19 protein-coding genes and 1 riboswitch are annotated in these 26,897 nt (G+C 61.8%); of the genes, 7 read left to right on the top strand and 12 right to left on the bottom strand.

What is annotated here, in order from left to right:
* The first annotated feature begins 115 nt into the window (after positions 1-115).
* A complete protein-coding gene (locus ABDC78_RS04790; RefSeq protein ID WP_178358681.1) occupies positions 116-367 on the top strand; it encodes a helix-turn-helix transcriptional regulator in 252 nt (83 codons plus the stop codon).
* Positions 357-1,634, top strand: a complete 1,278-nt coding sequence (locus tag ABDC78_RS04785) for a HipA domain-containing protein (protein WP_178358682.1) — start codon at positions 357-359, stop codon at positions 1,632-1,634. Before ABDC78_RS04790 ends, ABDC78_RS04785 begins: the two co-directional genes overlap by 11 nt.
* An 88-nt stretch (positions 1,635-1,722) precedes the next feature.
* Here ABDC78_RS04785 and ABDC78_RS04780 read toward each other — a convergent pair whose 3' ends face one another.
* Positions 1,723-2,376 (bottom strand): NUDIX domain-containing protein, encoded by a 654-nt coding sequence (locus ABDC78_RS04780; protein ID WP_178358683.1) that lies wholly within the window; start codon positions 2,374-2,376, stop codon positions 1,723-1,725.
* A gap of 152 nt (positions 2,377-2,528) precedes the next feature.
* On the opposite strand from ABDC78_RS04780, the gene ABDC78_RS04775 reads away from it, so the two are divergent.
* The 3 genes from ABDC78_RS04775 to ABDC78_RS04765 all read left to right on the top strand — a co-directional run bounded on the left by ABDC78_RS04775 (position 2,529) and on the right by ABDC78_RS04765 (position 5,807).
* Positions 2,529-3,500, top strand: coding sequence for a metallophosphoesterase (locus ABDC78_RS04775; RefSeq protein ID WP_218620665.1), 972 nt, complete (start codon positions 2,529-2,531; stop codon positions 3,498-3,500).
* Between the two features lie 40 nt (positions 3,501-3,540).
* Positions 3,541-3,652, top strand: a riboswitch (SAM riboswitch).
* A 30-nt stretch (positions 3,653-3,682) separates the two neighbouring features.
* A complete protein-coding gene (locus ABDC78_RS04770) occupies positions 3,683-4,297 on the top strand; it encodes a hypothetical protein (protein ID WP_178358684.1) in 615 nt (204 codons plus the stop codon).
* Between the two features lie 85 nt (positions 4,298-4,382).
* Positions 4,383-5,807 carry an ADP-ribosylglycohydrolase family protein gene (locus ABDC78_RS04765; RefSeq protein WP_178358685.1) on the top strand — a complete coding sequence of 475 codons (1,425 nt, stop codon included), beginning with the start codon at positions 4,383-4,385 and terminating at the stop codon, positions 5,805-5,807.
* 52 nt (positions 5,808-5,859) lie between these two features.
* Here ABDC78_RS04765 and ABDC78_RS04760 read toward each other — a convergent pair whose 3' ends face one another.
* Positions 5,860-6,279, bottom strand: coding sequence for a hypothetical protein (locus ABDC78_RS04760; RefSeq protein WP_178358686.1), 420 nt, complete (start codon positions 6,277-6,279; stop codon positions 5,860-5,862).
* Between the two features lie 67 nt (positions 6,280-6,346).
* Positions 6,347-6,964 carry a GIY-YIG nuclease family protein gene (locus tag ABDC78_RS04755; RefSeq protein WP_256736041.1) on the bottom strand — a complete coding sequence of 206 codons (618 nt, stop codon included), beginning with the start codon at positions 6,962-6,964 and terminating at the stop codon, positions 6,347-6,349.
* 123 nt (positions 6,965-7,087) lie between these two features.
* Here ABDC78_RS04755 and ABDC78_RS04750 point away from each other — a divergent pair, with 123 nt between their 5' ends.
* Positions 7,088-8,047 carry a hypothetical protein gene (locus ABDC78_RS04750; protein WP_178358687.1) on the top strand — a complete coding sequence of 320 codons (960 nt, stop codon included), beginning with the start codon at positions 7,088-7,090 and terminating at the stop codon, positions 8,045-8,047.
* A 222-nt stretch (positions 8,048-8,269) separates the two neighbouring features.
* Here ABDC78_RS04750 and ABDC78_RS04745 read toward each other — a convergent pair whose 3' ends face one another.
* Entirely contained in the window at positions 8,270-8,395 is a 126-nt protein-coding gene (locus ABDC78_RS04745) for a hypothetical protein (RefSeq protein ID WP_256736042.1), read from the bottom strand.
* A 308-nt stretch (positions 8,396-8,703) separates the two neighbouring features.
* Between ABDC78_RS04745 and ABDC78_RS04740 the strand changes: the two genes are divergently transcribed.
* Positions 8,704-10,485: a hypothetical protein gene (locus ABDC78_RS04740; protein ID WP_178358688.1), complete on the top strand. Its 1,782-nt coding sequence runs from the start codon at positions 8,704-8,706 to the stop codon at positions 10,483-10,485.
* Between the two features lie 146 nt (positions 10,486-10,631).
* On the opposite strand, the gene ABDC78_RS04735 is transcribed toward ABDC78_RS04740, so the two are convergent.
* The 8 genes from ABDC78_RS04735 to drmD all read right to left on the bottom strand — a co-directional run bounded on the left by ABDC78_RS04735 (position 10,632) and on the right by drmD (position 26,815).
* Positions 10,632-11,081, bottom strand: coding sequence for a hypothetical protein (locus ABDC78_RS04735; RefSeq protein ID WP_178358689.1), 450 nt, complete (start codon positions 11,079-11,081; stop codon positions 10,632-10,634).
* A gap of 72 nt (positions 11,082-11,153) precedes the next feature.
* Positions 11,154-11,522, bottom strand: a complete 369-nt coding sequence (locus tag ABDC78_RS04730; RefSeq protein WP_178358690.1) for a very short patch repair endonuclease — start codon at positions 11,520-11,522, stop codon at positions 11,154-11,156.
* A gap of 28 nt (positions 11,523-11,550) precedes the next feature.
* Positions 11,551-12,681 carry a DNA (cytosine-5-)-methyltransferase gene (gene dcm, locus ABDC78_RS04725; protein ID WP_178358691.1) on the bottom strand — a complete coding sequence of 377 codons (1,131 nt, stop codon included), beginning with the start codon at positions 12,679-12,681 and terminating at the stop codon, positions 11,551-11,553.
* Between the two features lie 35 nt (positions 12,682-12,716).
* On the bottom strand, positions 12,717-13,430 hold the full coding sequence (gene drmC / locus ABDC78_RS04720) for a DISARM system phospholipase D-like protein DrmC (RefSeq protein WP_178358692.1): 714 nt from the start codon (positions 13,428-13,430) through the stop codon (positions 12,717-12,719).
* Complete coding sequence (locus tag ABDC78_RS04715; RefSeq protein WP_347133328.1) at positions 13,430-15,526, bottom strand: DUF1998 domain-containing protein; 2,097 nt, start codon at positions 15,524-15,526, stop codon at positions 13,430-13,432. Before ABDC78_RS04715 ends, drmC begins: the two co-directional genes overlap by 1 nt.
* On the bottom strand, positions 15,496-19,158 hold the full coding sequence (drmA, locus tag ABDC78_RS04710) for a DISARM system helicase DrmA (RefSeq protein WP_178358693.1): 3,663 nt from the start codon (positions 19,156-19,158) through the stop codon (positions 15,496-15,498). The genes ABDC78_RS04715 and drmA overlap by 31 nt, the downstream gene beginning before the upstream one ends.
* The gene (locus ABDC78_RS04705) at positions 19,155-23,195 is read right to left on the bottom strand and encodes a DNA methyltransferase (protein ID WP_178358694.1); all 4,041 of its coding nucleotides are present in this window, start codon (positions 23,193-23,195) and stop codon (positions 19,155-19,157) included. Before ABDC78_RS04705 ends, drmA begins: the two co-directional genes overlap by 4 nt.
* Positions 23,192-26,815, bottom strand: coding sequence for a DISARM system SNF2-like helicase DrmD (gene drmD, locus ABDC78_RS04700; RefSeq protein ID WP_178358695.1), 3,624 nt, complete (start codon positions 26,813-26,815; stop codon positions 23,192-23,194). Before drmD ends, ABDC78_RS04705 begins: the two co-directional genes overlap by 4 nt.
* Between the last annotated feature and the right edge of the window lie 82 nt (positions 26,816-26,897).

Here is a 26,897-nt window from a genome sequence, read left to right as displayed (position 1 = left end):
TCGGAGAATGGTGTCGCCGACCCAGCCGCCATGATGCATATTCCGAGTTTCGCACCCGACCACGCTCCTGATCGAAATAGCGATCAATTGTTCGGAGGCCAGCTATGATCGCTAAATGGATCACAACGTGTCGCTCGTCTACGACACCGCCGAGTTCGGCGCCCGCATTCGCATGCTTCGGCATCAGAAGGGACTGCGCCAGGACGAACTCGCCGACCGCATCGGCGTCACACGGATGACCATCTCCCGCCTCGAACGGGGCGAGGCCGTCAACGTCGACACCGCACTGCGGGCGCTGTCGGAGTGCGGTCACGCGATCGCCGTTGTCCCGAAATTCACGCGCGTAGCGGTCGTCGATGCCCAGTAGGTCGCTCGAGGTGTGGCTGCACGGTGTGCACATCGCGCGGCTGAGCGAGCCAAGCCGCTTTCGATTCCGCTTGGACTTCACCGAGGATGCATTTGATGCGTTCGGCGAAGGCAGCCGTGTCCTCTCGCTCGCCGTGCCGATCTCCGGTCACCCTGTCGAGGACGGCAAGCGACCCAGCTCCGGGCTACCGGTGTCAGCCTTCATCGAAGGGCTTCTGCCCGAGGGGAATCTGCGCGAGCACATCGGCACCGAGGCAGGAGTGCCCGTCACCGACAGCATGGAACTCCTGCGCCGAGTCGGCGCCGAATGCGCGGGGGCGGTGCAGATCCTCGACGCCGGACAGCGCCCCGGACCGGGTCGCGTCCGTCGGCTCACCGACGAGGAGGTGACCCGCCTGATCGCCGACCTTCCGACCTATCACCTACCCGACGGCGCAACGCCCCAAGCGTCCCTTGCCGGTATCCAGGACAAGGTCTTGTTGACCGCACTCGATGGCGGCGGGTGGGGATGGCCAGAGCAGGGGGCGGTGTCGACGCACATCATCAAGCCAGAAGCCCTGATCGGGGCGCTGCCGAACCTCATCCAGACCGAGGATTGGGCGTTGCGGGTGGCGACGGCCGCCGGCCTGAGCGCTGCGAAATCCCAACTCGCGAAATTTGATGCGCGCGAGGCGATCATCGTCACCCGCTACGACCGCAGCCCATCCGGCGAGCGTCAGCATCAGGAGGACTTCTGCCAGGCGCTCGCTATCAGCCCACGCGCGAAGTACGAGAGCACTCCGGAGTTCAACCGGTACGGCTCCCGACTCAAGCGAGTGGCTCGCCTTGCAGCTGCGCGCGCTCCAGATCCCGACGCGTTTCGCGCCACGCTGTTGCAGGCAGTCACGTTCAACATCGTGATCGGCAACGGCGACGCGCATTCGAAGAACTACTCGCTGATGATCGATCGCAGTGGGCGGGTTACCTTGGCACCGATCTACGACGTAGCACCAACGGCCTACCTCGATCCCAAATACAAGGGGACGGGCCACGTCATCAACGGCAAGACCACGATCGACCGGGTCGACGTCGCGGATCTTGCTGCCGAAGGAGCCTCCTGGGGCATGTCGGTGCGCCGCGCCACCGCAATTGTGGAGTCCTGCATAGAAAGTACGCACAGTGCCATCGACTCGGTCGCGTTGCCGCCGGGTGCCGAGCACGTGAAGACCAACCTCGAAGCGATGTGGGTGCGACGTGCATGGCCACAGGGGAACGCTGACGGACACTGAGCCGCGCGACAGCGGTGAGAGGCGGCGTTGACACTGCGCTGACGGCGAAGAAGTTCGAGTAGCGCGCACCGCCAGAGCAGTCTCAACGTCAGCTACGCCGCCGGAACAGTTCGGCCGGTCGCCCCCTGGTGCCGGCGGCCATCTCCCCTGTAGGGACCAATTGGGGTTCCATGGTGCGGCGGAACTTGTCTCGCTGTATCGGTCGCCCCGCGATCGCCTCGTGTGCCAGCCGCAGTTCCAGCATCGTGAACTCGTCGTCGAGCAGGCGGTCAGGATCGGGGCTCTTGTCGTAGCGGGACCGAAGGTGCCCGACCGCGAGTTCGATGATCTTGCGGTGGTCGTAGGGCAGTTGGCCCGGAGAGTCCACCGGCGCGAGCCGGGTGGAATCGACGTGGCGAGACGCCAGGCGGTCGACCCGTATGACGTCGATGTGGGCGACCGACAGGACCCACCCGCGATCGTCGCGGTCAGGGTCGTCGAACACGTGCAACTGGCGGGGCTGCAACCCGTCCACACCGGCCTTCTCACGAAGCGAGCGGTCAACTGCTTTGGCCAGCGTCTCCCCCTCATGCAGAAACGTGCCCGGCAGACCCCAGCCCCTGCCGTTGTTGCGACGCACCTCGAGAACCACCAAGCCACGGTCGCCGTCGAGCGTGAGTAGCGCGGTGTCGACGGCGACCGACGGCCGCGGATAGTCGGCGAGGGTCTTTCCGCTGCTGTCTCGATACGTTCGCTCGGTCATGTCGGGACCATATGCTACCTTTACTGTATTAGATCAGTTATGCGCGAATTAAGCGCAAGGGTCCCCCACCCCTCCACCGACGTGCGGCCGCTGCAGACGGCAGCCCCGGGGTCACGGCCACCGAAACAGATGATCAAAAGAAGGAGACAATATTGAACGCAAACCACGGATACGACATCATCGGCGACATTCACGGGTGCGCCACTCCGCTGGAAGGTCTACTCACCCAGCTCGGCTACCGGCCTGATGGTCCGAATGGCGCATACCGGCATCCGGAGCGCACCGTGATCTTCGTCGGCGACTTGATCGACCGAGGAGACGACCAACTGCGTGTCCTCGAGGTCGCCAAGGCGATGACCGACGCCGGAACCGCCCAGATCGTGATGGGCAATCACGAGTTCAATGCACTCGCCTACGCCACCGAGTGGCCCGTCGGAAGTGGCAGATTTCTGCGAAAGCACAGCGACAAGAACACCTCTCAGCATCGGGTGTTCCTCGAGCGGGTGTCCGGCGCCGAACGTCAGAAGTATCTCGACTGGTTCATGACCCTGCCACTGTGGCTGGACCTTGGAGACCTTCGAATCATCCACGCCTGCTGGCACACCGAGTCGATGACCATCGTGAAGGACGCGCTCGGTGGCGACCGCTTCTCCTCGGTCGACCAACTCGTCCGAGCGAGCACAAAGGGCGACCCGCTCTACGAGGCCGTCGAAATCCTGCTGAAGGGTCCCGAAGTCAGCCTGACCGAACACGGTCAGCCCCCGTATCGCGACAAGGACGGCCACGACCGCCCACGCGCCAGAGTGCGTTGGTGGAATGAGAGCGCGTCGACACTGCGCGACGTCGCACTGATTGAAGGCAACTTCACCACTGCCGACGGCTCGCCCTACCCCCCGCTGCCGGATATCGAGGTCAATGCCGCCGCACGCTCCTACGTCTACGACGGGTCAGTGCCAGTGTTCTTCGGCCACTACTGGCGAAGCGGCGAACCCAGCTATCTGGTCGACTGGACAGCACGCGCGGCATGCCTGGACTTCAGCGCCGTGAAACGCGGGGCACTGACCGCGTATCGGTGGTCGGGCGAGAGCGAAGTGCGCGCCGAGAACTTCGTGCAACTCGCCTGACCCAGGCAGCCTGTCAGGGCCCTCGGCTAGTCTGGACACAGCTCACGAGCGGACGACTGTTCGGGTACCTGGCCCGTCGTCCCGGCAACCGCGCGACCACCGCACGGTGCCCCAGGGGAAGAGCGGGCACGCGATGCGTGCAAGCGGTGGACGTCCGACGGTGGCGTCGCCAGGAACGGCGAATGATGACACAGCCCGAACTGAGCGCAGCCGATGCGGCTCTGCGCGAACGCATTACCGAACTGTCAGTGCACATCCCGTGCGGCGGGATCCGCGGTCCGCTGCAGCGACGAAGTCCGTCGCGTCCGGATCGGCCGGTGCGCTGGCAGTCCTGCCAGGACGAAGACTCCCCCGAGAAGTGGGAGGGCGCCGACGTCTCACGCGACCACGACCTGTGCATCATCTGCTTCCGGGCGACAGCCGGCGGCCGCAGCCGCTGGTCATGGCGGGCATGCGAGGACTGCCGCTCGGTCAACACCGCGATCCAGACGGTGTGGGGATTCCGGCCCTTCGCTCTGGGGCGGCACAGTCTGATGAACGGGATCGGTGTCCGCGGCGGCGCGCCACCTGAACTGGAGCAGGAGCAGATCGCGCGGCTGGCCGAGTTCGCGCAGGGCGATGGTCGTCTGCGTGACTGGCGAGAGAATGAGTTTGGTCGACTGGCAGGCAGATTCGATTCGCAGGCAGATGTTCCACTGCGGGTGTGGCAGCAGGCATGGCCGCCCAGTCGAGTCGCTTCGCGGGATGCCTTTGCCTGCCTGATCGGTCCGGAGTATCCGCTGGCTCTGCCGCACTAGAGCACAATCAGGGCGGTTCTGTCGGGTTCGGGGTGTACAGTAATCGTATTAGCTCAGATTCACGCTAACTATCTCAGGGGGCGCTATGGCTTCACGGAATGACCGCATCGAGGGAGTGCTGCTGGCGACGGCGGCAGGAGACGCGCTCGGCGCACCGTACGAGTTCCAGCCACCGCGCGGACCGGAACTCGACGTCGTGATGACTGGAGGCGGTCCGTGGGCGGCCGGCGAGTGGACCGACGACACCGCCATGGCCGTGGCGATCGCCGAAGTGGCGGCGACCGGTGCGGATCTGCGGGATGAGGCGGCGCAGGACGCCATCGTCGCGCGCTGGCACGAATGGTCGCTCGGCGCCAAGGACGTCGGCATCCAGACACGCTCCGTGCTCAGCTCGGCGGCCACCGGCGGTGCGATCACCGCAGCACGGACGCGCGCTGCGTCCGCGGCGCTGCACGAGGACACCGGCCGCACCGCAGGCAACGGGTCGCTGATGCGCACCGCCCCGGTTGCGTTGGCCTACCTCGACGACGAGGACGCGATGGTCCAGGCGGCGCGCAGCATCAGCGAGCTCACCCATTTTGATCCCGATGCCGGCGATGCGTGTGTGCTGTGGTGCAGTGCGATCCGCCACGCGGTGCTCACCGGCGAGCTCGACGTCCGAATTGGTCTGGGCCACATCGACTCCGAACGAAGCGCGTTGTGGTCGGCGCGTCTGGATGCCGCCGAGGCGGCGCGCCCCGCGGACTTCCCGAACAACGGCTGGGTGGTTTCCGCGCTGCAAGCGGCTTGGTCCGCCATCACGACGACACCTAAGCCGACCGATGATCCTGCCGCGGGGACGTTCCGGGCGGACCATCTGCGCTTGGCGCTCGACGCGGCGGTGAGGGCGGGGTTCGACACCGATACGGTCGCGGCGATCGCGGGCGGACTGCTGGGGGCGGCGCATGGCTCCTCTGCGGTCCCCCTGGAGTGGCGCGAGCTGCTGCACGGCTGGCCGGATCTGACCGCCAGGAACCTGGTTGGCCTCGCCGGGGCGATCGGACGCCGTGGGCGGCCGGACAGCTTCGACTTCCGCTATCAGGGTTACCGGACCGGAGCGCTCGCCGCGCACCCGTACGACGAGAAGGTTCTGCTCGGCGGTATCGGTGCGCTGCGTGACCTGCCCGACGGTGTGGATGCGGTGGTGTCGTTGTGTCGGATCGGCGACAACGACGTTCGCACCGACATCCCGCACGTTGAGGTGCGGTTGATCGATCGCGAGGATGCCGACGAGAACCCGCACCTGGACTTCGTACTGCTGGAGGCGGTTCGGACTGTGGAGCGGCTACGGAGCGCGGGCCGGACTGTGCTGCTGCACTGCGTCGAGGCTCAAAGTCGCACGCCCACGGTAGCGGCGTTGTATGGGGTGAGACTGCGAGGGGTCGACACCGATGAGGCACTCGAAGTGGTGACGGCGGCACTGCCGAATGCCTTGCCCAATTCCGCATTTCGAGAGGCATTGCGGCGGTGAGATACCGACACGTGCGCAGGAGTTGCGCGATGACCAACCGGAATGTTCTGCACTAGGCGCCAAGGTCTGAGGTGTTGTCGATATTGATTGCGAGCAGTGCTTCGGCTGCCCGCTGCATCGCTTCGCCTTTGAGTACCGAGGTGCCGGGCGCTTTGTGGCGGGTGCCGACTGTAGAGGTCCACTGCTCGACGCCGCCCATTTCGTCCAATGCAGCCAGAAACTCTGTAAGTCCGTCGGTATAGGCGTCCGCGCCTTCCCGTGTCCTGTATGCGGCGTATTTCTTGAGCACGGGGACGACAATCGCTCCATAGCCGTTCCTCAACGACTGCACTGAGTCGATCAGGCAAAGCGCCAGGGAGTCGGGGTAGCCGCGAGGCTCGGGGGCCAATTCATTGTGCCGTGGAACTCCGAGCGACTCATCGACTGCGAGCAAGAGGAGATTGCGGTCGCCCTCAAAAGTGGACGTGTCCATGCGGTCGACCGTATCGCAGGAATCCGACATGGATGACGCAGACGCGAATCGCGACATGCCGCAGTCGTCACACGACGGGATCGATACCGGCGATGGGGAGTTCTCTGGCTGTCCGTTCGGCCCGCGCTCTCAGCTGCTTCAAGACCGGATAAAACGGGTTATGGCCGTTGCCTTGCAGGTTGAGCGGGACGTCCAGGGTTGCGATGAGCTGATCTTCCAAAAGCCATGGTTCTGGATGGACCACCCAGGAGACCAACGCGTTGTCAGCCATCCATCGGGACAACTTCTTTTCGCCAACGGCGCCGAACGTTCGGCGGGTGCCTGAGCCGACACGACGTAGTTGTATGGCGAGGTCGTCCTCTAAGAGTATGCCGAGAGTCTTTCGAAGGGTCGAACCTTCTGCATTGCCGGTGTAGTGGTACCGAATCCGATGCCAAAGACTTTGCCTGCTCGGAGGCTTCCCGTTGGTCGGCGGTCGGCTCGGACTAATGCCGGTATAGAGCAGCGTCAATCCGTCCCGCTTCACACAACGGGAGGTGTCAATGGGTCCAGGAATGCTGCGGAACCACCATCCGTAGACGCCAGGCGATTTCGGGATGGGGCAGGGGCGACTGATGACTTCGTCACGTGTATGGCAGCGCGTCGTCAGCGGAGTCTCGGGCGTGTTCTGCATCGCGGAGGTCATCGTTTCATTTTGCTGCGGAGAGAGTAAAGAAAATAGTGGCACGGCTGACACTAAGGGCGGCCGCTACGGTCGCGCTTTGCTTACCAACGACAATTTTTCTGTTCCGCGCGTTACCTTATCGCCATGCGCTGGTATGCCCGTCCCGAAAACGCCGCCCACGTACTCAGGGTCGCGCCTCGGCTCGCGTCGTGGGACAAAGCAGACCATCCAGATCAAGTTCAACTTCGGGAGTATCTGGATGACACCGAAGCGCTCCTCGCAGAATCCAGAGTCGATGGCCCGTGGGCGCTTCGCCTCGACGTCGGACTGCCGGTCGGTCGGGACTTGCTCAACATGGCGGACCTCGACAACTACGCCCAGCCCCTTGCGGATCGCCTGAAGGATCGCAACCTCGTGTCGGTATGGTGCACTAAACGCCACAGTATGCAATCCTTCGCGCGGATCGAACCTGCTCAAGAAGTATTCCCACCATCGACGGCAGTGTTGATAGCTCGCGCTACCTCCGCCCCTGGTTATAAACAGCAGATTCATGCCGCAGTCGTAGGCGCAGCACAACTGCCCCCCGGACCCGTCAAGCTCGAACTCTCCTTCGTCGTCGGTCCAGGCAGAAACTGGCTCAACCTCTGGAAAGAGACAATCGATGCGTTAGACCCGCTTCTCGGCCGTACATATCCGGACCGCGCCTGGAATCCGCTCGACGGCAGGATCACCGAACTCGGCCTGCACGTCAGCGTCGCCCCTTCCGCCGGCTACGAGATCGAGGTCGGCATCGCTGCCACGCAAGTAGCGAAAGTGAAACTGCCAGCGGCCGACGGTCCGCTGAACATGAGCGACCTGCCAGCGACAGACGATCTGCTAGCGATGGATGAACGCAAGATTGTCTACCGCACCTATGGCATCTGCGTATCCAAATGGGAGTTGCAAGACGGAACGCCCATAGGTTGGGGTGTCTTTTTTCCTCACTGGCACAAGACAATGCTGATGTCGACAGATGAAGCCAGAGTGCTGCGGGACGCCCTCAACTTTGTCCTGGACGAGCGGAGGATTGGACAACCAAACGGAACTCCATCAGAGATCCCGTGACTCCCCGATCACGCCAGTCGGTGTCGGCGCATCGTTCACTTCGATGCTCACTCACCCTATGTAGGCGAGTGGTGTACTGCGACTTGTCGGCGGCACCTGAATACTGACCACTGCGCGGCAAGTGACGACAACTGATCAGTTTTCGGTTGCCGTTGACAGACCGAGACCTTCCTCAGTGCTTGTTCAAATCGAATCCAACCCGATAGAGGAACCAATCTGTCTTCACACCAGTTTCTCCGCCTGGAGCTGAACAAGATCGGCAAGCTCATCGTCGGGTTGCCCGGTGATGATGACCAGGTGAGCACCGGGGCGCCCAACCTTTTCTGCGAGAGCTTTCAACGCCTTCATTTACTTGGAGGCATAGGCTACGGGCCCTGATCGGTTTCTTCGGCCTTCAGCTCGACGCCTACCAAGTCTGGGGTCTATGTATCGACTGCGAGCAGATCCCCTCCAGCGCTTGCTTGACTCTCGTTGGCATCGTCCGCTAAGCAAGCACAGGCCGATGTTCTGTCACCAGAGCAACTGCGCGACGGTTAGATTCGTACGAAAGTGCTTGCTTTGAGCAAATCAACCTTGTCAAGCCGGGGCATACGCTCGGAAGTGTGCTTGGTCAGCTTGCGTGGAGGACGCAAGCCACCAAGCGGAAGGGACAATCAATGAAGATCGTATTTCTGCACGGGATCGGTGACGGCGACCCCAACTACCTGTGGCTCGACGGACTGAACCGAGGCCTCGCTCAAGCCGGCCACGACCCCGTCGACCGTGAGCAGGTGATTGCGCCTCGCTACTCCTCGTACCTCAAGACTGAAGGACGATCAGGCAAACTCCCGCCCGTAACCTACAAGCCGAAAGACGAGCCCTCCTCGCGTCAGGAATTCGAACGCAGGCAGGCGCGCGTACAGCGTTTGCTTCGCATTCAGCACGGTGTCCGAACCTTCGGGTTCAATCTCATCCCCGGACCCGTGTGGGACCTCGTGCCCGAGCTCGTGTTCGGTCATGTACCGGTCATGGACCTCGATCAGGTCCGTCGGTACGTCCGAGACGACAAGGTCCGAGCCGACGTCATGAACCACATCATCGACCATCTGCCCTCCTACGGTGACATCATCCTCATCGCCCATAGCCTCGGCTCAGTCATTGCTATTGATCTTCTCGATCATCTGCCAGAGAACCTTCACGTCCGCCGGTTCATCACCATCGGGAGCCCGGCGAACATCCGCGCACTTCACGAGGGCAGTGAACGGCTCTTGAAGAAGTTCCCGTACTCGCGGGTCGACGATTGGTCGAACTTCCTCAACGTTCGGGACATCGTGACGGGAGGGCGCGGTCTAGCCAGTACATTCCCGGGAGCCCAGGACTTCCTACTCACCACGATCAGCGGCCACGACGCCGCAACATACCTAGGGGAAAGCTCTGTATCGGCGTTGGTCGCCGCCATCCTCTATCCCACGAAAGAGGTGGCAAGGGTGTCTGCCGACATCGCTGTACGGATGGGAGACGGCGAGGCGTCCCTGCTGCTAATGCAGCACTTTGCCGAAGCCGTGGCCAACAACATCAAAGACGAAGCTCTGGGGTCTCGCTACCGTGCCGCACTGCGTATCTTGCGCGACGACGTCGCGGCGCAGTTGCTACAGCAGGAAGCTGCGGCACAACTCCTCGCCCCCGAGATGGTGCAACTCTCCAATGGATCGTTACCGCCGTTGCCGCACCGCTGGGAAATCCACGAAGCAGTCGCAGAGCTGGTGGTGCTCGCTCTCACGAATCCGGTGACGCCGTACGAGATCGACGCGGGTGCCGCCATCCCACTCGCGCTAGAACACATTGCAGTGGAACTCGGGTTCACCCGTCGCATCGGTAAAGCAGTCGCCGCGGCCATCGATGACGTTCAGCGATGCGTCTCCCCTAAGGGCGGAGTGCCGTGGGGTCGTGTACTCACAGCGGCGGCAGGGGTGGCTCTCCTCGCCGCCGGACCCGTGGGCCTAGCTGTGGCTGCTCCCGCAGGCGTGTTCGGAGCTGCGGCCGTAACGAGCAGCCTCGCTGCCTTCGGTCCCGGCGGGATGATGGGCGGACTGGCGATGCTCGGCGGCCTTGCAGGCACTGGTGCTGCGGCGGCGACGGCCGCGGCTGTCTCAGTACCGGGCGGCCAGGCGACGGGCCCCAATCTGGAAAGCCTGATGATGCGGGTCGCCACAGAGCACGCACGCAAGAAGCTCGGTCTCCCGCACGACCCGATTCTTTGGTACCAACTCACAGACTTCGAGAGCCAGATCTCCGCGGCTCTGAACAGATTGCGGCCTTTCAATGATCCCAAGTCGCAGAGACTGACTCAACTGTCTGGTGCACAAACGGCAATCAATCTTCTGCTTCGTTTCATGATCCAGAACGGTCTGTCGCCGGCGGAAATCACCGACGGCGAGCCCAAGCAACTAGAGCGTTGACGATCGTCGATCGGCCAGCATCGCTGTCCTCGCCAACTCTCAGCGAGTAACCAGGTCGGCTGTCATGTTGAATGTGCGAGGGACTCGCCTCTCGCCAGCGGGCGCTTCACCAGAATCGCCCCCGATTATGAAGCATCGAGGCGATTCTAGCTCGGCAACTGCAGAGCGAACTCCAGCTTCTGCGGCTGATCATCACGGACCCAAACGGGATACCGAGCTTCGTAGATCCCCTTGGCGACACCGACGAACCAGATCAACGGCAGCTCGAGATCGAAAGCCGCACGGATTGCTCGGTTCTCGTGGTGTTTAGGATCATCCCCTCGATACTTGTATAGGAGCAAGCCGTCGTTGGACACACGGTCATCGTATGGTTTCGCTTGGCCCGGCGGCGTATAGGTCGTCCGTATCGACAGGGCAGCGTGAAAACCTGCTGGTTTACGGATTCCTCGCTGGCGGTCCATCAGGGGTACGCGCAGACCCTCGAACTCGAAGTCCGCCAATTCGCCGTACGGAATCCGCCGATGGCCCTTTTCGGCTCGTGCAGCCAGCCACGCCATGGCTGCGTCCCGGAATCGCCGCTCTTCATCGATTTCCACAGCAAGTCCCTTCCACGCATAGAACACCATATCGGCGCTCGGTCCGCCTGATCTTCGCGACGAGACCGGTCCTCACAGGCGGAGTGTCGCAGTGATCCGGGCGACGGCCTCGTCTAGGGCTTCGTGTTCCCAAACGCGCAGGACAGTCCAGCCGATTTCCTCCAGCGCTCGAGTGTTACGTCGATCGCGTTCGACGTTCGCCGCCAACTTCATACGCCACCACTCAGCATTGTTGACCGGCGAAGTCGCATGTTCAGGACAGCCGTGCCAAAAACACCCGTCGATGAACACGACGATCTTTCGTCGGGTGAACACGATGTCTCCGCGACAACGCAGGATCGGCTCGGGTCGAAAATCGACCCGATAACGGTAGCCGAGCTCATGCAGGGCCCGACGGACCTGTAGCTCAAGCGAAGTGTCTCTTCGGCGCTGACGTTGCATTCGGACACGCGTCGACTCATTTAGCGGCTCAGGACTTTTCGAGGACACAGATGTGTTCGTCTAGTGCCTGGATGAAGCCGGGACGGCTCTTCAAACTGCTCGCCTTGAGTCGGGCGACGAAGCCCTTCGTAGCACCGAGGCTCAGGGGCTGATCACCGTATTGGGCAAGAGTCGTCGACAGGGAGAGCCTGGACTGGATTGACAATGGCCGCTCACTCAAGCTCCATGCCTCGCGCTCGTCCCCCACTCCGGCAGCAGCCGAAGGCCACCGCTGCACCTCGGCGAGCCCACGTCGCGGGACGTCGACCGGGGTTCCCGGCTCCAACAAGCGGCTCCCGATCCACTTCGCAACAGGCACTGTGACGGCGTTTCCGACCAATTTCCAGCGCACGCCTTCGGGCCCCGCACCGGCTGTCCAATCAGATGCGAAGCCCTGTAGACGTTCGCCGGCGACGACAGTTGGCCGCACGATCGCCGTCCCCGCCTCGTGATCGAGCAGCCAGACGCCGGGCGGCGATGCGATGCACAGCTTCGACCCACCTTTGAGCGTCGGAGTCACGCCGTCGCCCCAGCCGATGCCGCGATTGCCTTCTGTCCAAGAGAAACCATGAGCACGGTGGCTTCGGACGTCGGGGCGAGGGGAGCGATCGTCGGCGAAGAGCACGGTCCGTGGGTCGTGACTCCGGGAGGCGACGAGGAACGTACGGCGACGTCGCTGTCTGACGCCGAAGTACTGCGAATCGACGGTTCGGTACGCCCAGTTCCACTTACGACGTTCGAACCACTCAGTGATGTGGCGAATGGGAGCACCGCCGTGCAAGCTGAGCATGTTCGGCACATTCTCGAGTACCACCCACTTCGGCGGGTTGCCCGCGATGAGTCTGAAGACTTCTCGGATCAAACCTGACTCCGAGCCGTCGATTCCCGCCGTTCGCCCAACCTGGCTCAGATCCGTGCAGGGAAATCCTGCTGTGAGGACGTCGCAATTAGGCAGCGAACGGAGCTCGCGGATGTCGCCTACCAACTCGGACTGAAATCGACGCTGCAAGATCCGCACCGCGGGGTCCCAATTTTCGCACGAGAGGTCAGTGACGATTCCGGCCTTGGCAAGCCCGAGCTCGAATCCGCCGATACCTGAGAACAGCCCTACTGCGCGCATACCAAGATCCTCGAGTATTTCTTACCGCTAGTCCACTACCACGCCAGGTCGATCAGCACGCCATGCTTGTGCAGGTTCTGCAGGTGTTCGCGCACGCTGACGGCAACGAGCGAGTCCCTACTCAGCATCCCGCATTCAAGACTGCGCTTCGCGCCGGCTGTCGAGAAATTGGCACTCGTCACGAACGCAGCGCTGTCGTCAACCGTGATCAGCTTCGAGTGCTGAATTGCCCACTCGCCGCCCTCTGGCTCGGCCAGTGTCCACGTCCGTGCACCGTCGAGGGCCTTGCAGATCATGGCCGCGTGATCCGCGCGCTCCTTGACGTCGACTACCACAGTCACGGAGACCCCACGGTCAAGCGCATTGCGCAGAGCAAGCAGATGCGGCGAATCCTTGCCTGCCGAATACGTCGCCGCGTACACGAACGCCGTTGCGCCGTTGATCATGTCCAGTGCTGCGAGAGTGGTGTGACCGCCTGACCCGGGGACCGATGGCGACGTCCATACCGCCACCGGCCGTTCCACCTGCGGCACTGCTGCGATTCCATCGAGCACTGCAGCCACCCGGAGCAAGTCACCGTCGGTCCGGAGCAGCTGTCTCAACAGCCGCTGAACCTCGGAGCGATGACCTGGATACGCCCGCTTGGCCGCGAGGTGCGGCAGCTTCAGTTGGCGAAGAGCGGCGGCGACCGACCTCGCCTCGTCGCCGCTGAGCAACTCGCCCAGCCGCCCGACCTCCACCCTGCTCATCAGAGAATCGAAAGCCCTTCGAGTAGAGCCGGTGTCCGGACATCCTCGTCAGTCATCAAGCCAAGAAGCAGACGGCGATCAAGAAATCGGTTCGTTCGCTCGCAGCTGGTCTCGCTGAGGAAAAGACAGAAATGGCATGCGGCGCCGTGCAGGAACTCCTCTTTACCCCTCGGAGCACGATGCGAACAGATCGGGTCCGACGAGCATCGCTGCCCGCGCCGGACCGCGTCCGCAACCAGCCGTTCGAGTTTCGCTGGCTTCGCGAGCTCAACCAGACCTCCGAGCGTGCCTTCGCCGTCAGAAGCAGTTGTGCTGATGAGCAGTCCGGCCGCCGCCGGATGCTTATCATCTGCCGGCCACGCGTAGATTCGCTCGGTCAAGCTTGCGCTGCCGTATCCGCTCGACATCGCAGCCTGGCGAATGAGTAGATGCGACAACGTGTGAATCGCCCAATAGCGCGGGGCAGGAAACCGGGAGTCTGGATCGATGTCATCGGCCGTCTTGCTCGTCCGGCGTTGAAAGTTCAGTCGATGCGCTTTGCGAAATGTCTGCCAGACTGGCCGAGCAAGAACTTGTTGCTCCCACGAAGCGATTACTGATTCGTCGAACTGCAAGAAGACCCCTTCGCCCCTGTCCTCTGTGGCGGGCACCCATGTCGGCTTGCCGCTGGCGCAAAGGGGGGCGACACGCGCAGTCGCATCATCGATGCGATCGAGTGCGTCGATCCTCGTGAAACCGATGAATGAATTGACCTTCTTCAGCTTCTCGACTGCGACCACCGCCGAAACAACTGGTTGTAACGGCTCTGGCACGTCGCGACGAACTGCCCGGAAGTCGCGTGAGCCGCTCATCTGTGTGTATTTCGGCTCGTCGGTGAGCACTGCCCACTCAGGCGCAAGAATGGTACGTGGATCCGATTGATTTCCCGATGTGTCTTCGCTAGTCGGGACAGCAGATCCGCGCGCGATTTGCACTGCCTCCCAGACCAATTCATCAACGACGCCATCGATTACTTCGGTCTTCAGTGCCATTGCCGCATACTTCCGAAACATCTTCATCTCGGCGACGCCTTGTAGGTCATCGAGGTCCGCTTTCGGCAGCGTTCGCAACAATAAGGCAAGATCCGCCGCAGACGCGGCCTGTTCTGTCGGCAACGCGAGCAAGCCAATGGTGGAGGCGAACCACTGGTTGGCTGCGCCGAGCATCAACAGTCGCCCTCGCTGGTCGCAGTTGTAGAAGGCGTCAAGGTGTGGGTGCCGGCCCCGGCACATCGGAAGCTTCTCGGATGCTCTGGGTCCGACGGCTTCGAGCATGCCGCGGCTCTGCTGACACGCCAGACAATGGATCTGCACGTCCGGGCCGATGTTGCTCTTCCATTCCCTCATCCGGAGACTGGGGAACTTGTCACCCGAAGGACATGAACCTCCTCGGTGAACCCAAGCGTCGTAAGGGAACTCATCGAGGTGACCGTTAACACAAGCGATCATGTATCGTGCCGGGAGGGCAACGGCTTTGAACCCTTTCTTCTTTCCCTCGAAACCCTTGCATTTCTCGTGCGAGAACTCGGCGCGATCCGGCCGGTACCTCACGACATTGCTGTAGGCGAATCGCTCGTGAGACACAGGCGCCAGCAAGCCGCATCCCGTGCAGCGCAGCCATTGCGGGAAGATCCGGCACGGAATTCCGAGATCGATGGCCGACCCGGCCGCCCATCCTTTCTCTTCCGGTGCCCACGGTGGTTTGCGCAGCTCAGCGACCTGGCTACCCAGATGATTACGCGTGAGCGCCAGCAGACGAGGTTCGGCGATCGTCTCGGCTCCGCCCGGTCGGCGCGCGTATACCCGCTCCCACGCATCGAGACCCGACGGCATCACCGCGAAATGCGGCAAGTCGACTGTTGCTCCAATGCCATTCGTGTACAGCATGGCGGATGGCCGTATGGATCCCACTCGCGCGAAGTTCTTCGACGTCTTGGCTTCGACATCCGCGATCGGGTCCAGTATCTCGATGCCCGCGGCTATGGGCTCGACGTTCTCGAGTATGCCGGCGTCGGCGAGCGATTCGGTCACTTCTTGCTTTCGGCTGGAACGTTCCACTTCGGGTAACTTGGCTTTTCTCTGAATGCGAGGTTCTCCGCCATGGGACTGACTAAGAGGTTCAGCTCCGGCTGCACCTCGCGCATCGAGTTCGCGACAACGAATATCTGGTCGGCTGGCTTCATCAGGGTCGATTCCGGGCTGATCAACAAGGGCCACGCCGTGGCATTCTTTGGAACACGCTCATAGAACAACGCGCCCTGAGTCTCTTCGGCCTTGCCGTACCAACGGTCTCGTCGCTGTATCAATTTGAGCCGAAGCTTGTCCGCCGCGGCCGCATCCTCGACAGCCGGGACAGCCCGGGATGTGAGCTGCTCGACGAGCTCGGCCACCTTGTTCATCGATCCGAGTATCGCGCCGGCTCCCGCTTCCGGCGAAAGACCGGCGTCCATCCGCGCCTGGGTCACCCGCGCAACACTCACGAGCACACCCATGAGACCGCGCTCCATCGCGGTATCCGAATAGGGCGTGACGCTCAACGCCTCGACTTGCGCGTAGAAGGTCTCATGGTAGTGGCGGAACTGCTCGAAGTGGGCCATGTCCCGTGGCCTAGACCAATTGGCCAATGACACAACAAGACCAGGCTTCGATGCGTCGCGACCGACGCGGGAGGATGCCTGGATGTATTCAGCTGTGTTCTTCGGCTGACCGACAACGAGCATGAGACCCAGTCTGGGAACATCGACACCCACTTGAAGCATCGACGTCGCTAGAACGAAGTCGAATGGCTTCGTACCCCATTCAGGCTCCGGCTTGCCGGCCTTGCGAGCGGCATCGCGATCTTCGAAAAACTTCTTCCGACCCTGGGTGCTCCATCGCTCGGTGAACGGCAGCGACAGTTTGTCGAGGTTCACCGAAATATCCTCCGACGAGATCCGTGAGGTCAGTTCGCCGATTTCGAGTCGCTCGAAGTCATTGGTTCGACGTGGGAATGGCTCGGTGTTGCCAGTAACGCGGGTTGTGACGTCGTCATCGAGGTAGCGGCGCATACCTGCGAGCTCTCGGGTAGCCGAGAAGTAAGCGACAGTCGTCATGTATGGGTCGGCAGCAACACCGGCCTCATCGAGCAGCTTCTGTCCGGCGAGGAGCATCACTTCGGCGAGCCGAATCTCGGCTAGAGTCAACCTGATTCCGTGGGCGCAAACGCCAAGATACTTGCGGCCGGGTGCGTCGTCACCGACTGGAACTTCTTTCGAGAAGTAGGTGTCCCGGACGTCCAGAACCGGTGGCGGGAACATGTCGACACCCCGCCCGTAGAGCGCCTGTACTTGCTGTTCCGCGTTACGGACGGTGGCGGTAGATGCGACGATCAATGGTCGGATCGTCGCACCGTCGCGCTGATATGAGCACAGCACATCAATGGCGTTTTCGAAGACACCAACGGAGGTTCCCAGAGCGCCGGTGATCAGGTGAAGTTCATCTTGGATGATCAGATCCGGCGGGCGCAGTCGATCAACAAGTTGCACCGCAACTTTCGGATAGTCCCGCCGGCCACCTTTGACGGCGTTGTGCGAAGCACCTTTGCCACACAGTCCGCCGCTGTCCGGGTACCGGTATCCGTGGCGAGGGCACCACTCGTTCACGTAGCCGAACAGGCTCGCAGCTGGTCCTTCACGCGCCAGCCGTGCGAACTTGTCCACTGTTGCAAGTAGGAATGTCGGCGGATGTCGGTATATTTCGTCGTCAACAGTGAGAATCGGTAGCGGCCCATCGGCATCGCCGTCACTGCTGAACGGGCATTCGCCGCGACGCTCTCCGCAATAGACTTCGACGCGTTCCGCAGTACGGTCGACTTGAAGGTCTCGCTTCGGATCGATCCTAGTACCACACCATGGACAGCGCTGCAACTGTAGGACTGTCAAGCCAAAGGGCTTGCTGTTGCCGGACTTGACTTCTTCTACTTGCGTCTTCGCCTCTTCGAAGCGTTTCGGGCTGACTGCGGTCCCGACCCAGAGCCCGATGGTGAACGGCTTCTCACCCCAGGTGGACGGATCCTCCTGTCGAATCAGCTCGGCCGCGCAGACGAGCGCGGTTGCGCGCTGGAACTGCTGCGAAGTGAGCAGACGCAGGGTGTAGCGCATGAGAACGGCAACCCCGTCGCCGCCATCGAGCGCACCGTCGTCGGCATCAACCTTGCCCTGCAGGCGGCGAATCGCGAAGGTGTAGGCGGCCAGACCAAGATATGCCTCGGTCTTACCACCGCCAGTGGGGAAGAACAGCAGCTCGACGTTGGCCGCATCACCGCTGCGAAAAGGGTGTGCCGAATCCGTTAGGGCTGGGATCTGTAGCAGGACGAACGCGAGCTGAAACGGCCGCCAAGAAGATGCCTCATCGCCTTTGGCTTCGATCCCGCTCAGCGCATCATCAATTGTCTCGGAGTCATCGGCGGCCCGTCGCATGGCGACCTGGCTACGGATGCGCTGATCGCGCATCGCTCGATTCATGAATCGAAAGGCTTGCATCGCTTGCGGCTCGGAACTCAGATACCTCACGCCTTCCCGCAACCGACCAGCGGCAAGCTCTGCCTCAGCGATCGCGTTCCCTGCCGCGTCCTGTAGGTGCTCAGGAAGCTGCACGGCGATGGCTCGCTGCTGGTCTAGCCACTCGGTATAGCCATCGATCAGCGGCGCGAACGCATCGGCGACTTGGTCGGATGACAGCTCCGCCAGCTCACGCATTGAAGTGACGGCCGTACCAGCCGAACCGGGTCTGGTTTGCGGGACGTCAGCGGTCGGCAGCCAGGTAGTTTCAACGCTGACAGCAATCCGAATACCGTTGCCGTTCGCGTCGGTTGGCTCATTCCAGGTCACGGACGTGGTACGTCCGACGGCGAATTCAAGCCGGTGGCGGTACTGAAGATCTAGGCGCTGACGCTCTTCATCGGTTTCTTCGTAACCTGGCTGCAGCACATCGCGCGTGGGCAGGAAGACAGGTTCGCCGCTGTTGGCCTCAACTTTGAGCTTCGTCTGAAAAAGCCAGTCACCAGGCGGCGCGTTCATATCTGTAACATTGTCGTTGGACAGCGCCAGCTCGACGATCACGCGGTCAACACGGGGGAAGAGCTCGACCCGGAGTGACACAAATTCATCGAGTTGAATCGGTTCCAGCGATGTGTGGCTGCTGTAGCCACGAACGTCGATCTCCGCGACCTTCTCGACCGGGATTCGACGTGACCATTGAATCTTCCGACCGTCGTTATCTTCCTTCCCAAAGGTCTCATAACGGCCCCATGACGCTCTGACGGCGAGTACGCCGCAGTCAATGGGGACTTGGAACCGCAGACCCATCGAAGATGGGTGCGTCAGAGAGCCTTTAGCACCTTCGTCTCTCTCTTCTTCTTCCTGCGCGCCGCCCGGGCTCTCATCGGTGACTACCGGCACGCCACGTTGATCGGCATGCCTTACGTCGGTGTCGGTCACCGCGACGCCGGTCTCGTTCGGGTCACTCGACCCGTGATCTGTGGTTACTGACCGAGACGGATCAACCGTTACCGGCGCGAGCGCACCGACCGCGTACGCCCCGCGAGGCGTGCCCTTAATTTCCTCCTCATCGCCATCGCGCGGGCCAAGGAGTTCACGCTCGATGAGCTTCAGAAGGCCGGCGCGCACAATTGTCGACGGACTGATGGTCACGTGAATAAATCTTCCTGTCCCGCTGCCACTGCTCGTTTCTCAGTAGCTTCAGCGCGACGGTGATTCTCTTCGAGCAATCTGTCTAGCACCGTCGTTCTGACATCTGGCGATATGGTAAATCTCTCGACCTGGCGGTAACTGTGAAATCCATATGTGATGGGAATATCTTCCCACCCGTACGCCTCCAACACAGCAGCGTCGATCTCGACATGAATCTGACGCAAACGGTCTACCTCTTCATCGTCAAGCAACTCACGACTATTAATAAGATTGTATAGCTGAGTTAGCCCGACTTGTCGCCTGCGCATTGTTGCGGCGCGGTCAGCATCAAGTCGCTTGCCAAGAGATTCCAGCTTGTCATTCGGAGACGGTCGCGGAAAGGTTTCAAATACGTCGCTAGGCGTATATCTGGTCCCATTGTGGCCGAGTGAAGATCCATATTTTACGGCCCAAATCTGATGAGGGGTTGACGACAGGATCGCCTGTTGCGCGTATGAGTCAGTGGCGAAAACCACCAGACCTTCACTAGGTATGCAGTGGGCCGACACGCGGCTCGGCACGACCGCAACCGAATGCCGTGTCATTACGATGATTTCGTCGAGGCCAGCCACTGCGTTACGCAATGCAGGCCGCTTTTCTGCGTACTGCCACCACCTGCTTGGGAGTGGTCGCCTTAAGACATACGAACCATCAGCTTTCGTCCGTTGCCGCTCGGGTTTGACGACCGCTTCAACTCGACCGAACGGTAGAACATATCGTCGGGCAGCGGCCTCGTCTCGGTCGAAGAAATCGATTGCCCAACGAGACGGAGAGACGTCCGGCCGTGTGTTGACGTCGTCGCCATTCAAGTAGGGGAATAGCACCTCTGCGTTGAATCTGTCCGCGGCAATCCACTGCCGGGCTTCCTCTGGGTCAACGATGAATCCTTGGCCATAAGGCTTGAAGCCTTCGAATGTCACTCCGCGGTTCTCGGCTAGACGTGCCGGGTGGCCGCCGACTTGTCCAACCGGTTCGAGCAGTGTCGAGATACGCTCCACGAGAATACCGTCGGCATAAAACAAGACATTGGCGGCGATCGGACCCCTCGTTCCCCAGACTGCTGCGAACTCGAGATTCGCGCTCTTGGACGGCCATGGCCGGCTCTGGACTGCGCGCGTAATAGTGAATCCTCCCCCAGCCATATGATCTAGCCCAACCTCGCGTGTGTCTCCTTGCGCAACAGTCCTGGTCGCAATTAGCCCAAGCACACCATGCTCGCTCACCAGCGCATTCGCTCTGAGAAAGAAGTACGCTACGAGATCCGTTCGCCCACCGCTCTGCGAACTTCCAACCCGAACTGCTAACCAATCTCTGAAGTTCGAACCTACAGCCCCGGAAATCTTGGTCCCCCCCAGGAAAGGGGGATTTCCTACGACCGCATCGAAGCCACCTCGCGCCATGACGTCGGGGACTTCGATTACCCAGTGTAGCGGTTGCCATCGTTCGTAATCCGTATTGATTGTCGGGGTTAAACCCTTCTCGTGGATAGCGTCGAGTTTCGTGCGGTTGCCTGTTGATCCGTCGACTGGAAAAGCCTCGGCGAGTGCCCATTCCAGCGACTTGTAGGCGTCTTCGAGCTGGGTGCCGGGCTTTCCGCCCAGGGCAAGGCCGGCTGCGATGACGCCGTCTGCCATCAGCCGCAGCTGTGCGGTGACTTCGTCAGCTCGCCGCAAAAGCCTCAGCTTGCCAGCCGTCGAGCGCTGAGGATCGTCCTCGTCGACCGGTGAAGCGAGTTCGCGTCTTAACCGTGTCGCTTCGGCCAGTACAGAGTCGACGTCGACGAAGGGCTGCAGGAACTTTCGCTTTCGGTCCGGATCGATGTGCAGGTGCCGCAACTGATCGAGTGTGGTCACGCCCAGCAGCGAGTTACCGCAAAGGATCTTGTCGTCGACAAACGAGAACGGTTTCGTCTTGTCCAGCGACACTAACCACAACGACAGCTTGCACATTTCGACCGCCATCGCATTGATGTCGGCGCCATAAAGGCAGCGCGCCACCACCTCGCGGATCGCCCGCTCCTCTGCCAGCACCGGGTTGGCCAGCTCAGCGTCGCTGAGCATTCCCTCTTCGGTCCACGCCTCGGTCACTCTTTTGGCCAGGAAACGCGCAGCGGCGACCAGGAAAGCCCCCGAACCCGCCGCAACGTCAGCGACCTTGAGATCGAGAATCGCCGTGCTGGACTTCAGCTTCCACTCATCGACAGCGTTGGTCTGCAGCGGCCCAGGTTCGTACACCACCGGTTCGAGCGCGTATCTGACAACTTCCTCGGCCAACGAACGTGGTGTGTAGTGCGCACCAGCGTTCCGCCGAGACGGAGTCTCCATCACCACCAAGCCGCCCGGCGGAACCACTAGCGGAATACCTCGCAGGTCGCGGCGAATGAGATTTCCCCAGCGGACAAGATCGGCGAGCAGTTCGCGGTCATGTCCGGCCACCGGAGTCAGGAGACGGCGCAATTCCGCCTCGTCGACCGGATCGTCCGTAAGCTTCTTCAGCCTGGTGGCCGTCAGCGTGCTCGCAGCAGGTTGATCCTTCTTCACCCATTCGATCAACTTGTCAACGAATGCCTTGGTGCTGCTACTGTTTTCACTTAGCTGGTTCAGCTGGCCGAGCGTGATCTCGGCCTCTTCGCCTTCTTTGCCAACCAGCCCGACCACCACATCGTCCGCAATGGTCTCGCACGTGTACCCGAGCAGGCCTTCGTAGATGTATCCGATCTGTTCAACGTCGATGTCTCGGAACGAGATCCGTCGCGCTTCACCCCGGACTGTGGCTTCCTGCACCGATTGCAGTACGTGCAGCATCACCCGGTCGGACACTTGGACCTTCAGACCATGCCGATCGGTCGCCGTGAGCCATGGGAATCTGTTCGGGTCCAACAGCGAGCCACCGTAGGCGGGCATTCGCATCTCGTCGTAATTCACACCGGAGTACAACGCATCACTGACCGCGAGCAGCCGGTGCCATACCTCATGGGTTTCGTCCAGCTGTTCCTCGCCGTGCGCCAACGCCCGGCCCTTGAGATCGTCGAGGAGTTCGCGGATGGCATAGGAATCCCAATACAACCGCTCGGTCGGCAGCATTCCTCGCTCCTCAGCGAACAGTAAGAACACCACCCGCATCATCACAGTGACCGCCGCCTGATAGACATCGTCAGGCCGCTCAGCCAGGGGATCAGGCTCATCATTCTCGGCTGCGAGCAGTCGAGTCTCCGAGAACGCTTGCACCAGAAGCTCAACCGACTTGCGAACCTGAGTGCCGAGGGCCTCAGTGATCTCCTCAGCCTCGAGTTCGCTGCGCTGCAGCAATCGCGGTAGCCGGTGATCGGGATTTTTCGCTCGTAGCAGCTGCTGATCGATCAACGTCAAGAAAGCATCACGCAGCAGCGGCTCTTCACCCCAGGTGACCGCGTCAACGATGCCCGAACCGGTTGCCGTACCTTCCTCGGCCCACACGAGGCCCCACCACCGACCATCCGTGACTAGGCCGATCGGGACCCCTGCTTGCCGCAAAAGGGCGGCCATCCGGTCGATTTCCGTCGCCGCCCAACCATCCAAGCCAGGCCCGCGAAGATCCTCAGTCGGCGAGACCATCCGCAACAACGCCGCGATCTCACCGCTCTCCCGTCCCCGCAACCCTCCATCGGCACGAATGCGTACTTGCTCACCCGGTGAATGGATCTCGAACTCAGCAGGCAACTCATCGGTGCCGATACGGAGGCCGTCCCACCCGGCGAGCTCGTCGATCACCGTATCGACCCAGGCCCGCGCGGTTTCCGAGTATTGTGCCCGCTTCTCGAGCGATTGTTGGTCATAGGCACGCAGCCACGCTGTGAAGGCCTGCTTGAACGTCACCAGTCGGTCATCGGCATCTCCCAGCCGATTAACCCCACTGGGCCAAAACCCCTTCGCCACAGGCAACGACAAGAACGGACCATCGACATCGAACTGCTCTAGCCAGCTGAAATCCGGTCCGGAGCCACGACGGGATTTCCTCATCGGATGCTCACCCCCCCGCGCTCGATGTCCTTCGGCGACAGTGCGAACAACACCGCAGCATGGAACGTACGCGCTTGCACCTCGGTGTAGCGCGCGTCCACCGCCGCCAACTCCTCATCGCGTTCATCAGCCAGGGCGTCCATGCGCGCGCGGATCTGGCGTAGGTCGCGTTCGCTTTGGCGGCGCTCGTCGTCGAACAGAGTCAGCTCGGATTCGATCGCCTCCGCTTCTGCCAAGGCAGATTTGAGCGTCGCACCAAATCGATCGAACGTCGCGATGACCCGCTCTCGATCCGCTGCCCGGCGCTCTTCCAGCTGCGTTGTGACCGCGTGCTGTCGACGTTCCACTCGCTCGGCAACAGCCTTGGCCACACGCGCTCGGAGGCCGTCATCCTTGTTGTCATCCCATGCTGTCGCCAGTTGTTCCGCGATGAATGACGGCACGCGCACCAGGTTCTCGGCGTCCAGAGCCTTCTCGAGCAACGCCTCGGCGCGGTGTTCGCCGACTGCTTGCCGACGGCCCAATCGCGTCCCCGCGAGGAACACCTCCTCATGGAGTCGAAGCCCCGCCTTCCCGATGAGGATCAGGCGCGTGACCGCCGCAGCGAAGGACTCTTCCAGGCCAGGAACGACGACTGCGGTCACCCGTTCCAGCGATCGTTCCCCACCCCACAGAGCAGACCGCAGTCTCCGAGTAGCGCGCTGTAGGAGTGGGCTACCCAGGTGCATGTACACCACGTCGAAATCCTCAGCGAGGACGGCCGGATCGAATGCGATCGGTCGAAGATGTTCACGGTCGAGGGCAGTCGTGAGCCCACGCGTCACCTGTTCCCAAGAGCTGCCAAGTGCGGGCAGACGAAAAGCCGGAACGTCGGTACGGTCGGAGCCGATTTCCTCTATGGGCGGTAGACGGTCGAGCTCAAACGCGACGTCGACGACGCGCTGTAGGTTCGCTGGCCGTAAGTGGAGAGTGTCACGGCTTTCGGCGATGTCCTGTGCCAGTTTGGTGAGCTCTGCTCCGACGTCCCGACCGCCAGCGAGCATCTGCCCGATAGGGCTCTTCTCGGCCTTGCCCTTGCGAGGTGCCGCGTCGATCCCTCCGAGCTGGCGTTGCAGGTCTGGCGCAATTATTTCGTTCGCCGATCCGAGGTCCGCCATGATCTGCGCGACCTTCTTGGCGACTCGTGCCAGCAGGTCGACGTCTTCTGCGAGTTGGGACTTCTTGTCGTCAGCCGCGAAGTGGCGAATCTCCGGGTCGTGGGTCTGTCCGTACCGGTCGATACGACCTATGCGCTGCTCGAGCCGGTTGGGATTGAACGGGATGTCGAAGTTGACGAGCCGGTGGCAGTGATCCTGGAGGTCGATGCCTTCGCCAGCGGCGTCGGTCGCCAGCAGGATCCGCAGCTTCTCCCGCGAGGGGTCAGTGTTGAACCGGGCACGAATCACTTCGCGTTCATCACCGTCGGTCCCGCCGTCGATCACGTCGACGCGGTCATTCTCGTATCCGCGCTGACGAAGGATGCCGCGGATCCATTCGAGGGTGTCGACGTACTCGGTGAAAATGACGACGCGTTCGTTGAGCCAGTCGCCCAGGGCTTTGGTGTTCGCTTCGATGTAGTCGATGAGAACTTCGAGCTTGGAGTCTGGGCGGGCTTCATAGCTGTGGCCCCAATCGCTGAGCCAATCGAGGTCAGCTTTGTCCTCGTCGGTCAAGGGCGGAAGCGCCTTCTTGGTTTGTTGCAGAGTTTGGGTCTCTGGCTGTTCGACGCGACCTTCCTCGAGTTCGTCGGCGTCGAGGCCGAGCACTTCGTCGTATTCAGCGTCGAAATCGACGGCGAGTCCGCGCTGGCGCGTGTCTTTGTAGACGTCGATGGTCCGGGCGAAGGCCACGGGTGAGGAGAAGAACCGCTTCTTCAGCAAGAGCGTGGCCATGTCCTTCGCGCCGCCGTTATAGCCTTTGGCCGCCTTGTCGCGCCGCTTGGTGAAAGCGATCAACCGGTCGTAAGCCTCGGCTTCGTCTGCTGACGGAGTGAAATGCAACGCTTTGACTTGGCGGTCCCGGAACTGCCCGGGCAGATCCTTCTTGAGACGTCGTACGGCGACATCCTTCAGGGCTTGCTCGTCGAAGATCTTTCCCCTCACGAAGCGCTGCGGGTCGATCATTTCCAACAGGGCGGTGAAGGATTCGGTGTAGCCGTTGTGCGGCGTCGCCGACAGGAAGAGTCGGTGTTCCGACCGCTCAGCCAGATCGCGCACAGCCCGGGTGCGCTGAGAATCGACCGCGTAGCCCTTGCGCAGGCCGGCCTTGTCCGTCCTGGTCGGAGTGGACGGCGCCACATGGTGAGCTTCGTCGACTACGAGGATGTCGAAGGCGAAGCGTGACGCTGTGCCGCGTGACTTGGTGATCAGCGCGTCGCGGAGCTGACGCTGCGCGCGTGGTCCGGGTAGCCACGCCATCGACACAATGACACGCGGGAAGAGGGTGAACGGGTTGGCGTGTACGCCATGTGTGCGTCGGGCTTCCTTCATCGTTTCGGAGTTCACGATGTGAAAGTCCAGACCGAATTTGTCGTGCATCTCGTCCTGCCACTTCAGGGCGAGGCCGGCCGGGCAGACGATGATGACAGTGCGCGCGCGGTGACGAAGCAGGAGTTCCTGGATGACCATGCCTGCCTCGATGGTCTTACCGAGGCCGACGTCGTCGGCGAGGAGCAAGTTGGCACGGGGCGCGCTCAGCGCGCGGCGTAGCGGCTCCAACTGGTACGGCTCGACCTTGGCGCCGGAGCGAAAGGGTGCTTGAACTGTCTTGACGTCGGCGCTGGTGACCGCGCCCCATCTCAGTGCGTCGATGAAGGCAGCCAGCCGTTCGGGGGGGTCGAACTTGTCCGCGTCGATGTGGGTCGGCAGATCTTGGGGCGGTCTGAGGCTGCGTCCGGGCTCGAGCTCCCACACGACCCTCAGCTCGTCGCCCAACCTGTCGTCCTCGACCGACTGAAGCGTCACCGCGTTCTGCAGCTGCCGGACCGCGTCATCGTGGGCACTACGGGGAAGGCTCTGCTGCTGGACGTCGGTGACCGCCCAGTTCGCGCCGCGCACGGTGACGATCTGGCCGACTTCTGGGACCGCAGCGTGATGGATCGCTGGTGAGCTCACTTCTCCAGTGGGAATGGCAGGCGCGCTGATGGTCAATCGCTTTCCGTCCTTCGAAGATGCGGGGGGATGGCTGGACCGCCGCGTTCGGCCGGCGCTGATATCGGACGAGTGACCGGATTCGCCGTACTCGATGAATGCCTGGAGGACGACTGCTCGCAATCTCTGCGTACTCCGGAGTCGGCGAAGATATTCCATCTGTGCCCGGCGATTGGTGATCCTCCCTTCGTCACCTCGAAGCGCCCGGAGGACGTCAACGACTTGCTTACGTGATTGACCGTCTCGGTGGAGCCAGACGTCGCGAAGCGTCGGCCACGCTTCCCGAATGAACTCGTCTCGAGGACGCGCTCGGTATACCGACCGGAGCGCTTGTGCGTGGTCAATGTCCTTGTAGTTTTCGAGGAGGTTCCGACAAAGCGCATCGATGAGCCAGCCGGGCAAATTCGACCACTGAAACCGGTAACCAGGCATCGAAATCTGTCTTCTGACCTTCGTCCTTCGCACTCAAGACTTGCATACCGCTCACAGCGAATCCGCCGGCGCTCAAAGCGGA

Origin of the sequence: Mycobacterium sp. DL (genome assembly GCF_039729195.1) — a bacterium.
Lineage (GTDB): Bacteria > Actinomycetota > Actinomycetes > Mycobacteriales > Mycobacteriaceae > Mycobacterium > Mycobacterium hippocampi_A.
Note: the sequence above shows the minus strand (reverse complement) of the source record. Positions and strands in the feature narration are given on the sequence as shown.